Source organism: Parabacteroides sp. AF48-14 (genome assembly GCF_003477465.1).
Lineage (GTDB): Bacteria > Bacteroidota > Bacteroidia > Bacteroidales > Tannerellaceae > Parabacteroides > Parabacteroides acidifaciens.
The window spans coordinates 30,297-45,114 of record NZ_QUDI01000044.1; the positions used below are offsets into that span (position 1 = coordinate 30,297).

Consider the following 14,818-nt stretch of genomic DNA (forward strand, 5'->3'; position numbering starts at 1 on the left):
ATCCATTAAATAAATTTACATTTTATATCTTTTGGCACTAACAGTCATTTCGCCAGTCGGTGCTTTGTTGATATAAATGAATGCCCGATACTTACCATCAGCCGTCTCAACCCAGGCACCGGCTTCTTCTTTCAATCCCAAAATATAGCTCACTCCCTTCGACATATCTATGGTCTCAAAATCCAAATCATCAACAAATTTACTATATTGCAAATCGGCCAATTGACGATCTTGTAAACCATACATTTTAATCATCTTGGTATTATTGACAAAACCGGAAGGAAGTTCCGCATCTTCCATATATTCTTTAGGAGAAGAGCCTGTGTAGAAAGCGTGTGACAAATCTGTCTTCTCACTGTAAGCATACATAATATCAATCTTCGCGGCTAATGAAGGATCGGCTAACAAGTCTTCCTTAGAATAAATATGTACAGCTTCTCCTTCTTCCGAAAATGAGAGATAACATTTGTCATTAGTCACTGATAAATTTTTGATCATATCCATTTTTGATATCTTATACGGCCCTAATTGGTATTCCGCAGTCTGACCATTACTGGCTTTAACTGAGAAAGAGAACCGTACCTCTTTTCCACGAGCCTCCTCTGGAATTATATAATAAAAACGCAAGGTTGCCGCACAAGTATCAACTGTAAAGTTTATGGTAGTTGTTGCCCCGCTTGTTTGCGAATCAGAACAAACTTTTACCGGAATATCCTTACCGGACGAATTGGTATAATACGAATTAGGATCAAAATAGGTACCGGCAGCTCCGGCTATACTACTCACGACTTGAGCGGATGACAGTTTTCCCAATTCTTTGGGAATTGCCATCGCATATGCAAATTCAATCTCATTGCCTACGATATTCGGTGCTATAGGCAGACTGCGTTTAATGCAATCATTGCTTAACGCAGATACAGGATCCTTCAATAATACAGGATCATCATCACATGCAACCAAAGTTAAAGCAAATGACAGCAATATAAAATAATAATATTTCAGTTTCATACTTTTCATTTTTTATTATTGCAACGGTCTTTCTACTATAAGGAATACATATTCCTTCTTTATTTCACGATTACCAGCGATTACTGTAAACCGTTTAGCCGTCGAGGGAAATGCCGACGGGTTACTGACGATACGTTCGCCTAACTGGCCTGACGGATTTCCTGATTTCCAGTCACCTTCGACAAAATCCATATCCATCTTAGAACCTGAAAAATCCATCCAACCTGTAATTTTAGGAGCCAATTTTGCGTCTTCACAAAGAGAAATACGAGGCCACAAATTGTTAAGTGGCGTACCGAATTTAACATACATGATAGCAACCTGAGCAGTCGTATCAACATAAGCATTACCTAATTTGATTGTTTGATAATCAGTATCCCACAAATCAAAATTGCTCACATAACATTCCGCCCTTGTTGTGATCAGCAAACCATCTTCATCTACAGGAAAATCAGTACAAGCTGCCATGAGCAGGGTTGTGAACAGGAATAAACATATTTTATTAATCATCTTTTTCATATCATCCTATTTTAATTATAACCATGGTGTATTCTGTGTTAAATTCGGATTTTTATTTCTTTCAGAAGGCGGAATCCGGAAAATATAGTTCCGTTGATAGTTCAACAAAGGTGTATTATTGAAAACAGTCTGCCTCAAAGCTCCATGTGTATCATACATTCTAACACCCGGAGATGTTTGCGGCGGCAAGAAAACCCGTTCTATGGATCTCCAACGGCGAAGATCGAAAAAACGCTGGCCTTCAGCAAACAGCTCGATGATTCTTTCCTGCTCGATTGCATAAAAGAACGTCAGTTTGTCCGTGTATTTCTCAGGCTTCAATGCCGGCAAGTTACCACGATGACGAACCCGGTTGACAACATCAAGCGCCAAACCTCCATCACCTATAGGGCCATAAGCCTCATTGGCTGCTTCCGCATACATCAGATAGACATCTGCCAAACGCATGACCGGCATATGGTAGTCACCGTCCGAACGACCTTGTCCGGCATAATTGCGGACAAACTTTCTCATGATATAACCAGTCTGGTCGCCATCGGCATTGATAGCTCCATACCCATCAACCGTACCTTTCAATGTCTTGTATTGGTATTTACGGATTTGGTCGAAAGCCAAACTCAACATAGTCACCATCGTTTCTCCATCCCATAATAAAGTTGATTTCATTCGGTAATCACGATCTTTATATGATTCCGGGTTCAAGGCAGAATTAACTGCCGTACGAGCGTCTTCATCTGTCGGATTCTTGGGTATCAGTTTCTCGCAGAAATCACCGGTAATAGTAGACTGATAACGATCGGCCAATTCTGCGCGTGGTTGTCCCCAACCTTGGCTACCTTCTGTAGCACGTGTACCAAAATCCCTCATCAGTTCTTCACCTTGACCGGTTCCGGTACCACCATGTGTAAATCCAACCATTAGCTCAGGATCTGCATTGGCTGTCGGCAAGAAAAGATGGAAATAATTCGGCAAGATTTCACATCCACCCATTTCACCCCAGTCACCCGGCTCACCGTTCTTGAACAATGCAAGACCGGATTCCTCAATCACTTTCCTAAAGTCAGCAGCTGCATCTTTATACGCTTGTGCCGATTCGGCGGCACTTGGTGTGAATGTATCCAACTCCGGCCAACCTCCATCAGGAGAAACAGGTGTATCCCAAGGCCAAGATGTACGATTCCAACAAGCCCAAAAAAGTTGCAGCTTACCCCGAAATGCCAAAGCTCCCCACTTGGTAAAGCGTCCTAATGCCACAGGTTTTGCCGGCAATTTTTCCCAAGCATAAGTAAAATCGTCATAAATATGCTGTTTGATTTCTGTGATCGATGTACGTGAGATGTTAGCTACCTCATCGTTGCTTTCTATGATCTTATCAAAATACGGAACATCTCCCCACATCGAGATCAAGCGGAAATAAGCCATACCCCTCAACATTTTGGCTTCACCGATAAAAGCTTCCAACTTTGCTTTAGATTCTTCTGTCTTTGCATCAGGAAGCATATTCTCTATATTTTGAATAGCATAGTTAGCACGATTGACCGTTGCATAAGCATATTGATAGTAAGTATCAAAATTACTTCCGTATGTAGCAGAAGGATTGTCATACTTTCCATTACGGTAGGCAATGCTTCTGTCTCCGGTAGCTTGAGACGTCCCAACATTTCCCCTGAATCTCAGATATTCCGTATTTCCATCGAATACATAATCACGGTTGAACATAGCTCGCGCCTGACTGTAAACCCCATTGATCGCATATTCGGCATCACTTTCGGTTTTCCAATATAAGGAAGAAGCAAGTTCTCCTGCCGGAGTCTGGTTCAATAAATTATCTACACATGAAGAAAACGTCAGATTGGCGCCAACAACACATGCGATTGTTAATATTTTAAATCCATTATTTTTCATACCATTACTGTTTAAAAACTAACATTAAGACCAATTGAGAAAGACCGGTTAATCGGATATAAGTCACGAGTACTGTTTTTCTTTTCAGGGTCCAAACCCGGATATTGTGTTACAGTAAACAAATTCTCGGCAGATACATAAATCCTCAAATTTGTCATTGAGATCTTAGACAAGAGTTTTTGGGGCAAATTATATCCCAACATGATATTTTTCATTCTCAAGTAATTCATATTATAGAGCCAGAAATTATTATCACTTCTATCCGTATCCGATCCTAACCTCGGCCATGCTCCATTTCTATTTTCCAAAGACCAAGGTTCTGTCCAATGATCCCAAGTGGAGGCATAACGTCTATCATTAATTTTTGTCTGATTGAAATCCGTAAGCCAAAAATCTTTACGCCCTAATCCACCATTAAACAACATCGAGATATCAAATCCTTTCCAAGCAGCCTGTAAAGTGATACCGTAAGTTGTCGTTGGACGATCTCTTTGAATATTCGGATAAGCTTTCTTGTCTTTACCATCGATTATACCATCACCATTCAAATCTTTACGAATCACATCACCTGGCGATAAACTTTGGGGGGTATTATTATAAATATCCTCCCAAGTTTGAGCAATACCATTATTTTCATAAACATATAAGAAATGGTAAGGCATATCTAAATATATCCAGCCACGACTAAGAAATTCATTCCACTCTTTCAATACTGTCCGGTTATAAGCTCCATTCAGGTTGATAGAATATTCTACATTACCGATTTTATCTTTCCAAGTCAAGTTCAATTCCAAACCTCTGTTTAGCAAATCTCCGATATTGGCACGAGGAGCACTATAAGCCCCAGTTAAGTGTATTGACATTTGGGACGGACGATTCATACCCGTACGCAAACGGTTATAAAAATCTATTTCCGTGCGTAAGCGGTTATCCAAAAAACCTAAATCCAAACCAACGTTGATATCAGTCGAAACTTCCCAAGAAAGATCTTTATTAATCATTTTCTTGTTGACAAATCCCTTAACGACATCACTTGACATATAATTCATGGCGGTTAATGTTTCCAACTGTTCAAAACGGTTGACTCCGGAGTTATCACCTAACTTACCCCAAGAGGCACGAAGTTTACCGCTGGATAACCATGAGGAGAGATATTTCTTCAGGAACTCTTCTTCGGTGAAACGCCACCCAACCGCAACAGTCGGGAAGAAACCATACTGATGACCTTTGACAAACTTTGAAGAACCGTCCAGACGAAAACTGAATTCCAATAAGTACTTGTCATAAGCACTATAGTTCAGACGGCCGATATAAGATCTCAAACCTTCGGAAGCAGAACTTCCCGAATTACTCTGAACATTCGTCAAAGCGGCATTGATTTCGCTGGTAGACGGATGGATACGATCGTTACGGGATGCACCTGTTGAGCGGGTGTGCCAATACTCTTCACTATAGACAAACATGGCACCTATATGATGATTCTTCGCGATTGTCGTTTCATATTGCAAGCGACCGTTCAGTTGCGTCTTATAGTTAGTAGTATTATTGTCGCTTACCCCCACATTATCTGCAACATAGTAACGTCCGAGGTTCTGTCCGGTTTGAAAATCGTAAGCTGCATCAGTCGGCATGTCAGCCCTTTTCTGAAAATAGTTACTAAAACTCAAAGCATAATCCACATGGGCCGTAAATCCTTTAAACACTTCCCAATCCAAAAAGAGACTTCCGTTCAGCTGCTGGCGAGTCTGTTTCGGGTTACGGCTGTCAAAAAAGGCATACGGATTATAGGCCTGTATATCTTCGCCGTAAGCCATAACCCCACCATAGCGACCTGTAACAGGATCATAAGGTGTAATACCGGCAACTGCATATTGCATATCACCGCCGCCGGAATCGCTTGTATCATTATTTGTGATTCCATCGGCAAAGCCGCTATAAGTAAATTCAGACCAGTTGCCATCAACACGAGCACCGACTTTCACATTATTGAACATATTATAGTCATAATTGAAACGGGTGTTATAACGTTTGAAATCGTTTTTCATCTGAATACCCTCTTTATCCATCATACCGATAGAAATGTAGAAATTCGATTTATCATTTCCACCAGTTGCTGAAAGCGTATAGTTTTGAAGAGTACCGGTTCGCATAAATGCATCGAACCAATCAGTATTCGGATATCGCAACGGATCGATCATGCCTAACGCCATCCATTGATCAATCGTCCCATCCTTAAAATTATAACTTTCCCGTTTAGTACCCGATGCAGCCCTGAATTGATGTAGTGTTAATGCACGTGGATAATCATCCATGAAATCATAAGAGCGTGACGGTTTCTCTATAGCATAAGAACCGGTGAAATTGATGCTCGTCTTTCCTTTTTTACCTGTACGGGTTGTGATCAAGATAACTCCATTGGCTGCACGAGATCCGTAGATAGAAGCCGAAGCTGCGTCTTTTAATACAGAAATACTTTCAACATCTGCCATATTAATACGATTGATATCAACATCAGGCATACCATCAACTACAATTAACGGACTGGTATTGTTGACCGTACCCATACCACGAATCATCAAAGATGCATTATCATTACCCGCCATACTGGTTGTTTGGGAAACTTGCAAACCGGGTATTAAGCCGGAAAGACCAGTTGAAACGTTGGATAATGAACGGCTTGTTATTTTTTCGTCAACATTGACTGCTGCAACCGCTCCAACCAAGTTTACCTTCTTTTGGGTACCGTAACCGACAACGACAACCTCTTCGATCGCTTGTGAATCCTCTTTTAATGTTACATTAATCTCTGATTGATCTTTTACCGGAATTTCTACAGGGGTATATCCGATATAAGAAATTATTAAAATTGCATTTTGAGGGACCTCCAAACTATACTGGCCATTTATGTCAGTGATCGTACCAGTTCCATTGTCTCCCTTTAGCACGACATTTGCACCAATAACGGGTTCACCTGTTACGTCTTTAATCACTCCCGTAATCCGCCTGTTAGCTTGTTGTTTTTCACCTTTCGAAGCTGCTGATGCCGTTAAGATTATATCCTTATCAACAACTCTATAAGCGATATTGGTGTTTTTGAATAAGATTTCTAAAATCGTAAAAACATCTTTGTTGTTAACTTCAAATGTAACTTTGCGATCTACATTTACTAACTTACTATTATAGAAAAAATGGAAATCCGATTTATTTTCTATAACGTCCAACACTTCTGCTATACTCTTTTTCTCAGCACTTATGGATAACACTGTGTTTTGGGCATAAGTATTAGAAGAGAATGCCACTTCAACAGATATAAACAGAAGTAAAAAAATCAAATTGAATACACGACAAATACCAGATTTTCCTAAATCTGGTATTGGATAAGATATCTTATCCAGCCAGCCATCATCATTTTTAGCCATACTTGTAATTATTGATTTAAGATTAAAATTTAGTCTGGAAATACAGACTCTTAATTATTTTGGCGAAGGAAATCACGAATATTTCTTCGTCAGACTCTCTACTTTTACATCCTTTTTCTCTAATTTATCTCATAAGCATTAAATTTAAGTTCAACATTTATATTCAGAAAACTTATTATCATTTCATCTTTTGAAGTACCACCAGTTCTCGTTGTTCGGACAAGCTGTCATCCGCCTCCATTCGCTTTATCGAATAATTAATACGAGAAGATATCCGTAGATAATCCAGGACTTGCGGTAACTGCCGATTGTTAAAAGTACCTGTAAAACGGTATGAATTAAGTACCGAGTCCCGAATTTCAAAATCCACGTCATAAAAGTTAGCCAAGCTTTTCAATACATCAGGTAGAGGTGTCTCTTTAAAAATCAAACGTCCCTCTTTCCAAGCAATCTCACTTTCAACATCCACTTTTATAACGTCCAAAGTGTTATTCGACAAATCATAAATAGCTTTTTCAGCCGGAGACAAATTTCTTTCAATTGTTTCCCCATTTATATCTTTCGTTTCAATGTTAACCGATCCTGTTACTAAGGTTGTTTGTATGATATTATCATTTTTATAAGCCTGAACATTAAATTCTGTCCCGAGGACTTTCACTTTCATCCTGTCTTCGAACACACTAACGATAAAAGGACGCTCCGCATCATGTTTTATAGAAAAATAAGCTTCCCCAGATAACATGACCCGCCTTTCTTTTCCATCATTGGATAATGGATAAGAAAGTGTGCTTCCGGAATTCAAATAAGCGATTGAGCCATCGGGCAAGTCCAAACAAGTTCGCACGCCTCTATTCGCACAAACCGTTATTTGTTGCGGTGTAAGCATCGAAGACTTATGCAACAAAAACGAAATGACTGTCGACATGGCCAAAACACCTATAAAGCAAGCAGCAACAACTGAAGCCCGATATAGCCACAGTTTTTTTCTTCTATTATCTATTCGTTTTTTAACCTTCTTATAAGCCCACAAAGAATTACGTGAAGCAATACGTTCTTGAGTTTGATTGGCATAATAGATGCGGGCTATTTGCAATAAAGTTTTCTCATGCTCCGGATCTTCTTTCAACCAAATATCAATTTGTACCTGCTCCTCTTCAGAAGCAGTATTCCGGATATATTTCAAAATAGCAGAACTCCCCGGATTATCAACCGTCATAGATGTCTTTTCTGATCTCATTCTATATATACGACAAATGCCAAGAGGAGTCACCCTAAACAGTTTTGCAAAAATATTCCGGAATTTTTGCTTTGACCGAATTATATCTTAAAAAAAATAACAAATCGATAGGGAAATAGCCAACTACATCGATTTTAATAAAAAATGAACGCAAATTTTGGTACTGTTGACCTGGAAGATATAACCCGACATGGTGATCTATCTGTTTTTTTCCTACATTTGTCCAAAGATTATGAAAAAACGTAATTTTTAATTCATATGGTAGAGGGATATGGAAGAGAATGATCTGATAACTTTATTACAAAAAGGGGATGAAGATGCTTACAAACAACTATTTGTCAAGTATTACTCACCACTTTGTGAATATGCCTCCCAATATATTTCCGATGATGATTCAGAAGAACTTGTTCAGGAACTCATGCTCTTCATCTGGGAGACGAAAGAAAATCTCGTAATTGAGACGTCCTTGAAATCTTATCTGTTTATTTCCACTAAACACCGCTGCTTGAACGCGATCAAGAAAAACCAGTATCATGAACGCATCCATAACCAGATTTATGAAAAAATCAAAGATCAGTTTGAAGATCCGGACTACTATTTTGTCAACGAACTGACTGCAAATATCAGGAAAGCCATAGACGACCTGCCGGAGACTTACCGGGACACATTCATACTTAGCCGTTTCGGAGAAAAGACAAACGCACAGATAGCCGATAGACTCGGTATATCCATAAAAACCGTCGAGTATAGAATATCACAGGCTTTAAAAATACTCCGTCACAGTTTAAAGGACTATTTGCCGCTTCTCGCTTTTATTTTTTGATCAGCAGAGAGTATATTTTCGACACCCTCATAAATGTTTCCGACGCCCCCATCAATATTTTCGAGGGTGGCAAAAATATTAATGACATCCTCATTAACAAGTTTCCTGCTGGCCTAATGCAACACTTATTCGTTAATAAATCAAAATCCGCCCAAGTCTTGTTAAACTTCCGGGAGGCTTCCGTGTCTATCTTTTCGTACTTAATATCAGATAAGATAAAACAAAAGTTATGAAACTGGGAAGGTATTTTGCAATTCTGTTTTTAATTCTGTTGACTATGCCAGCATACGCGCAGCGCGGCGGCGTAGACATCACCGGAGCGGTGGTTGAGGAGGGGACTAATGAACCGATCGAACAGGCGACGGTTCGTTTGCTTAGCGTAAAAGACAGTTCGATGGTCGGAGGTGTCGCGACTTCACGTAACGGGGCTTTCACTCTTAAGAATATTAAAAACGGCAGCTATCTGCTGCACGTATCGTTTGTCGGATTCGATCCGCTTTATCAACCTCTGCAGATTACGGGAAAGACAAATCCGGTCAAATTAGGTAAACTCGCCTTGAGCGACGGAGCGATCCAACTGGGTGAAGCAGTCGTGATCGGGAAAGCCCCGGAAGTGACGGTGCGCAACGATACGATGGAATATAATGCCGACTCTTATAAGGTAACGGAAGGTTCCATGCTGGAAGATTTGTTGAAGAAGATGCCGGGCGTGGAAATAGACAGCGAAGGAAAAATCACCGTCAACGGAAAAGAAATCAAAAAAGTGCTGATCGACGGGAAGGAGTTCTTCTCCGACGACCCGAAAGTAGCTTCCAAGAACCTGCCGTCGAAGATGATTGACAAAGTACAGGTATTGGACAGACTGAGCGATATGGCCCGGATGACCGGATTCGACGACGGCGATGAAGAGACCGTCATCAACCTGACTGTCAAGCCCGGGATGAAACAGGGTTGGTTCGGGAACGCTTTTGCCGGCTACGGCAGCGAGGACCGGTATGAGGGGAACTTCATGGTGAACCGCTTTATTAACAACGACCAGTTGACCTTGATGGGAGGTATCAACAATACGAACAATATGGGATTCTCGGATCTTGCTTCCACCATGTTTTCAGGAATGGGCGGACCACGCGGCAGGCGGGGCGGTGGCGGAGCCGGCAACGGTATCACGACTTCCGGCAATATCGGCCTCAACTTCAGTAAAGAGTTCAATCCGAAACTGACTGTCGGCGGCAACCTCCGGTATTCCCATTCCGACAACGACGCTATCAGTAAAAGTAACCGGCAAAATATCTTGCCCGGCGATAGCACCTCTTTTTATAATGAAAACAACAACAGCAACACTCGGAGCGACAATGTGGCCGCTGACATCCGTATGGAATGGAAGCCGGACTCGCTCACCCAAATCATCTTCCGTCCGAACTTCAGCTACAGCAACAGCCATAGCCGCGAGGGAAGCCGCTTCAACACCTTGAACGGTCTGCGAGACACAGTCAACGTCGGCGAATCGGACTACCTCTCCGATGGCGAAGGCTACAATGCCAATGCCACACTCGAATTCAGCCGGAAACTGAACAGTGAAGGACGTGTCTTCAGCGGCTCTCTCTCGGGAGGCTTGAGCGATTCCTATAATAAGGGACTGAACTATTCCAATACGGAATACATGATGATGGCCGCCGGACAGGAAAACGAATTGATTGACCAGCGTTTCCGCTACGACAATAAAGGCTACAACTACCGGGCTTACCTTTCCTGGGTGGAACCGATCGGGCATAACAACTTTATCCAGGCGACCTACAGCATCCGCCAGAACAAACAGGAGTCACTGAAAAACTCCTACACGCGGGAAGAGGGCAGCGACGACTATAATCTGCTCGATACGGCCTACAGCAAGAGTTACCGGAATAACTTCATCAACCAGCAGGTCAGCCTTGCATTCAAGGCAGTCCGTGCCAAATACGATTACACGGTCGGTCTGACTGTGGACCCGTCGCACAGCACAAGTGAGAACTTCGTAGGTGACACGACACTATCCAAACTGTCGCGTAACGTAGTGAACCTCTCACCGATGGTTCGCTTCAACTACAAGTTTGACAAACGGACAAACCTCCGCATTAACTATCGCGGCCGGACCAGCCAGCCCAGTATGACGCAGTTACAGCCCGTTGCCGATATATCCGACCCGCTGAACACGACAATGGGTAATCCGGACTTGAAACCGACCTACACGAACAACCTGTCCGCCCGCTTCCAGAAGTTCATACCTGAGAAGCAAACGGCTATGATGATGATGTTGAACTTCAACTATATCATCAACGATATCGTCAACAAATCCGTCTATGTCGGAAGTACCGGTAAGAAAATGACGACGTATGACAACGTGAACGGAAATTACAACGGTAACCTCCGCATCCTGTTCAACACACCGCTCAAGAACCGGAAATTCTCGATCAACTCGATGACGATGGGTTCTTATGCCAACAGCAACGGGTTCATCAACGACGAAAAGAATACGAATAAGAACCTTGTTTTGATGGAACGCGCCGGTATCGACTTCCGTTCCGACTATCTGGACCTCGGGCTGAACGGCAACATCCGCTATAACGGGACTCAGAACTCACTCCAGGGACAAAGTGACCTGAACGCTTTCAACTATGGGCTGGGGGGAACAACTACAATCTACCTCCCGCTCGATTTCAAGGTTGAAAGCGACATCACCTGGTCGACAAACTCCGGATATTCCGACGGATTCAAGCAAAAGGAAGTGCTATGGAATGCCTCCGCCTCCAAATCATTCCTGAAAGGGAAGCAGGCAACGCTTCGTTTCAAGATATACGATATCCTGAAACAACGCAGCAACATCTCCCGTAGTGTAACCGCCAGCTATACGCAGGATACGGAGTATAACACGCTAAGCAGCTACTTTATGGTACATTTCATCTACCGCTTCAGCATCTTCAAAGGCGGTGCCAGCATGAACGATGTACAGGGACCGGGCGGAAGAGGCCCGCGCCATGGTGGTCCGGGTGGAAGGTTCTGATTATCAAAAGTGAGAGAGGAAAACCCGAAGGAGTGAAGGTTCGAGGATGACCGGATAGAGCAAGCCATAAAGCGCACCGTAAAAGTGGGCATTATGATTAATGTTATCGCCCGCCTGCTTTGCCATATACTGGCAATAAGCTAAATAGAGCACACCGAAGATAATACCCGGTATCGGCAGCACGGCAAAAAACAGAATCTTCCCCCAAGGGTTTAGTAAGATGGAGGAAAACAGAACAGCCGAAACAGCTCCCGAAGCTCCTATCGAGACGTAATAAGGATCATTGCGACGGCGGATCAGGTCGTAAATCGAAGCTGCGACCATTCCGCCGAAGTACAGTCCCAAGTAACCGCCCGTACCGAGTCCCATATAACGGAAAGCACTCTCCATATACGTCCCGAATGACCAGAAGGTAAACATGTTCACAAGCAAGTGTGTCATGTCGGCATGCACAAAGCCATGCGTAATCAGCCTGTACCATTCATGATTATGGACCGTGCGGTAAGGGATGAAAGCCAACTTCCGAAATAACTCCTGGTTGCCGAAGCAGATGTAGGACACGACAACCGTAATCCCGATAATAATATAAGTAATCATAACCTGTTCAATATTTAATGCCGGCAAAAGTAGTAAAATTCCAAACAGAGTCATATCTAACAAGCCGCTTATTAAGTAAACCTGACATTATTGCTTACATGGAGATATATCATTCCAATGGAACAAAACTCCCGAAATAAGATTAATTGTCAGCACAAATCATTATTTTTGTGGTACAAAAATAACAAACCACACCTTATCGTATGATTTTCAATAACTTTGATATTTTCCAATATATTCCTTGTAAAATTTTTGTAAAGATACGGGCAAACTTTCATTCCACAAAACGATAAACACAAAAACCGCCCCACCTTCACAGGCAGAGCGGCCATTACACTATTAACATTAAATCTAATATGAAACAAAAAGAAACTACTTTCGTCTTTTAACGAGCCAAGCAAGCAAAGCGACTGCAACACATCCTAAAGCCAATACCCACCACACCCATACGGGAACAAGCCGGGAATCTTTTTTGACATCCTCTTTTACGGTTTCGGAATCCTGAATCTTTATATCTTGTTTTTTGACTTGAATAGCATTAGATCCTGATTGAACCTTTGTACTATCCGATTCATTTTTCTGCCTGCTCATATCTATCTCGGTTGTTTTAGTCGGATATTGCCTGCCGATGCTATCCGGTTGAGACCAGTTTGTTATAATAATCCTGGCGTTTAACATCTCTTCAGACATACGTAATTCCGTCCGCTCGAGCTTGTCCCGCCAGAAAAGGCTATCCGAAAGCTCAATTTCGGCCTGCCGGTATCTCTCTGCCTCTGTGGATCGCTTTGAAGTTCCACAAGAACAGAGAGCACAAAGTATTATGACGTGCCAGGTTTTCATGGTTCAAATTTTATAGCGTTAATACGATTCAGCCATCCCCGTTTAAACTTATTGTTTACTGGACGAGACTCACATATTTCATCTATAAATTTTATGCGATCGGACTTAATCGCATAGAACAGCTCGCGGGAATCACAGGCATTCACTGCCGATATTGTAAGTGAGCCAACAATACCGTCTACTTTGACACCTAATATTTTTTGCGGGCGCTTAATACCGTATCCGCCGGAAGCCCATACCCAATCAACTAAAATATTTGCGACAGATTGATTCATTATCTGATCAGCCTTCCACTTATCCCAATACATTGTTTTTAGGATCTCTATCCAATCAGTCTGAGAGATATTTTTCAATCTTTCAACTGTTGGTTTAGGATAACCCTTTCTCCGACAAAACGACTCATACGTTGAAAGAGTTATCCCCTTATTCGTCGCGCCTCCCAAGTCATCAGGATCATTCACAAAGCCGCCTTCCCATTGCAGGATGAACGGCGCCAATTTATTCACATCTGCCATATTCTTTGTCCTCCTTATCTTTTGCCTCAATGAGTGCCTGTGTAAAGGCTTCTTTGAGAGATTCTTTACTAACTATACTACTTAATAGATCAATTGATTTTGCTGCCTGACGGCGTTGTTTAGCGTCTGCCTTTTCCCAGATCGACCGTCCTTCTGTCACGAGAATAAATACCGCTACGATAGACGACACTACCGGCACTTTCATTAGTGGGGACAGATGAATAAATTCCCAGAACCGACAGACGAAGCTAATAGAATCGACACCGCAGGCGATACATATACTACCGGCATACAGAATAAACTTGCTCACTGTTCGACGTAAGCCGTAACTGTTTCGGTCCTCATGACGTAGTTTTGCTTTATAATATCCGGAACAGAAATCCCAGCCCATCGCAATAAATACAAGAAAGAACTCGAATATCACGATAATCAACATCTCATACATGCCATTAAACATCTTCACTTAACACCTCCTTCTGTTTTTAATCGTTACATTTGTTGCTTTAATGGAATTTTAAAAATTTTGTCCAAGCAGTCTGAATCGTGAGATCCGGGCTGCTTTTTTAAAAGCAATTTAAAGGCTTTTTAAAAGCAATTTAAACGCAAGCCCACACGCACAATAAGTCGAACTAAGTGCAGCAATCTCGCACCAGAACATCGGTTTAGTCGACACAAAGTCCTGCCAGATATCACCGGTTACGTGCTTACTCATGCCTATTACCGTGTAAACGATAAACGCAATCCATATCGGGATAAGTACCCACCAATACGATGTGCAACCGACCCAGAGTTGAGAGGATACCAGTGTCAACGCTGCCGACCCGCAGTGGATCTTGTTGATCCAGTCATCGCGGAAATCGGGGGCCAGGCCGACCCCGATTAGGCCGATGCAGGCGGCCATTGCTAACAAGCGCATTG

The 14,818-nt window shown here is 42.2% G+C and carries 11 protein-coding genes and 1 pseudogene; 2 read left to right on the forward strand and 10 right to left on the reverse strand.

What is annotated here, in order from left to right:
• Positions 1-15 precede the first annotated feature (15 nt).
• From DW083_RS17770 to DW083_RS17790, 5 genes are all read right to left on the reverse strand, one after another.
• Entirely contained in the window at positions 16-1,008 is a 993-nt protein-coding gene (locus tag DW083_RS17770) for a DUF4466 family protein (RefSeq protein ID WP_122333317.1), read from the reverse strand.
• A 15-nt stretch (positions 1,009-1,023) separates the two neighbouring features.
• Positions 1,024-1,527, reverse strand: coding sequence for a hypothetical protein (locus DW083_RS17775; protein ID WP_115499668.1), 504 nt, complete (start codon positions 1,525-1,527; stop codon positions 1,024-1,026).
• A gap of 15 nt (positions 1,528-1,542) precedes the next feature.
• The gene (locus DW083_RS17780) at positions 1,543-3,432 is read right to left on the reverse strand and encodes a RagB/SusD family nutrient uptake outer membrane protein (protein ID WP_115499667.1); all 1,890 of its coding nucleotides are present in this window, start codon (positions 3,430-3,432) and stop codon (positions 1,543-1,545) included.
• Between the two features lie 11 nt (positions 3,433-3,443).
• The gene (locus tag DW083_RS17785; protein WP_122333312.1) at positions 3,444-6,851 is read right to left on the reverse strand and encodes a TonB-dependent receptor; all 3,408 of its coding nucleotides are present in this window, start codon (positions 6,849-6,851) and stop codon (positions 3,444-3,446) included.
• 178 nt (positions 6,852-7,029) lie between these two features.
• Entirely contained in the window at positions 7,030-8,067 is a 1,038-nt protein-coding gene (locus DW083_RS17790; protein WP_233552272.1) for a FecR domain-containing protein, read from the reverse strand.
• Positions 8,068-8,359: 292 nt separating this feature from the next.
• On the opposite strand from DW083_RS17790, the gene DW083_RS17795 reads away from it, so the two are divergent.
• Positions 8,360-8,911: an RNA polymerase sigma-70 factor gene (locus tag DW083_RS17795; RefSeq protein WP_115499665.1), complete on the forward strand. Its 552-nt coding sequence runs from the start codon at positions 8,360-8,362 to the stop codon at positions 8,909-8,911.
• Between the two features lie 229 nt (positions 8,912-9,140).
• The gene (locus DW083_RS17805; protein ID WP_122333314.1) at positions 9,141-11,948 is read left to right on the forward strand and encodes a TonB-dependent receptor; all 2,808 of its coding nucleotides are present in this window, start codon (positions 9,141-9,143) and stop codon (positions 11,946-11,948) included.
• 3 nt (positions 11,949-11,951) lie between these two features.
• Here the strand turns inward: DW083_RS17805 and DW083_RS17810 are convergent, their stop codons facing one another.
• The 5 genes and pseudogenes from DW083_RS17810 to DW083_RS17830 form a co-directional block, all read right to left on the reverse strand.
• On the reverse strand, positions 11,952-12,545 hold the full coding sequence (locus DW083_RS17810) for a rhomboid family intramembrane serine protease (RefSeq protein WP_122333315.1): 594 nt from the start codon (positions 12,543-12,545) through the stop codon (positions 11,952-11,954).
• Positions 12,546-12,917: 372 nt separating this feature from the next.
• Positions 12,918-13,385: a hypothetical protein gene (locus DW083_RS17815; protein WP_115501436.1), complete on the reverse strand. Its 468-nt coding sequence runs from the start codon at positions 13,383-13,385 to the stop codon at positions 12,918-12,920.
• Entirely contained in the window at positions 13,382-13,900 is a 519-nt protein-coding gene (locus DW083_RS17820; RefSeq protein WP_115501435.1) for a glycoside hydrolase family 108 protein, read from the reverse strand. Before DW083_RS17820 ends, DW083_RS17815 begins: the two co-directional genes overlap by 4 nt.
• Complete coding sequence (locus DW083_RS17825) at positions 13,884-14,357, reverse strand: phage holin family protein (RefSeq protein WP_115501434.1); 474 nt, start codon at positions 14,355-14,357, stop codon at positions 13,884-13,886. The genes DW083_RS17820 and DW083_RS17825 overlap by 17 nt, the downstream gene beginning before the upstream one ends.
• 117 nt (positions 14,358-14,474) lie before the next feature.
• A pseudogene (locus DW083_RS17830) lies at positions 14,475-14,818 on the reverse strand (hypothetical protein); the annotation flags it as partial.

Excerpts from the sequence above, each read along its gene's own strand:
- DW083_RS17770 (WP_122333317.1), bottom strand. The coding sequence starts at position 1,008 with ATGAAACTGAAATATTATTATTTTATATTGCTGTCATTTGCTTTAACT.
- DW083_RS17775 (WP_115499668.1), bottom strand. The coding sequence starts at position 1,527 with ATGAAAAAGATGATTAATAAAATATGTTTATTCCTGTTCACAACCCTG.
- DW083_RS17780 (WP_115499667.1), bottom strand. The coding sequence starts at position 3,432 with ATGAAAAATAATGGATTTAAAATATTAACAATCGCATGTGTTGTTGGC.
- DW083_RS17785 (WP_122333312.1), bottom strand. The coding sequence starts at position 6,851 with ATGGCTAAAAATGATGATGGCTGGCTGGATAAGATATCTTATCCAATA.
- DW083_RS17790 (WP_233552272.1), bottom strand. The coding sequence starts at position 8,067 with ATGACGGTTGATAATCCGGGGAGTTCTGCTATTTTGAAATATATCCGG.
- DW083_RS17795 (WP_115499665.1), top strand. The coding sequence starts at position 8,360 with ATGGAAGAGAATGATCTGATAACTTTATTACAAAAAGGGGATGAAGAT.
- DW083_RS17805 (WP_122333314.1), top strand. The coding sequence starts at position 9,141 with ATGAAACTGGGAAGGTATTTTGCAATTCTGTTTTTAATTCTGTTGACT.
- DW083_RS17810 (WP_122333315.1), bottom strand. The coding sequence starts at position 12,545 with ATGATTACTTATATTATTATCGGGATTACGGTTGTCGTGTCCTACATC.
- DW083_RS17815 (WP_115501436.1), bottom strand. The coding sequence starts at position 13,385 with ATGAAAACCTGGCACGTCATAATACTTTGTGCTCTCTGTTCTTGTGGA.
- DW083_RS17820 (WP_115501435.1), bottom strand. The coding sequence starts at position 13,900 with ATGGCAGATGTGAATAAATTGGCGCCGTTCATCCTGCAATGGGAAGGC.
- DW083_RS17825 (WP_115501434.1), bottom strand. The coding sequence starts at position 14,357 with ATGTTTAATGGCATGTATGAGATGTTGATTATCGTGATATTCGAGTTC.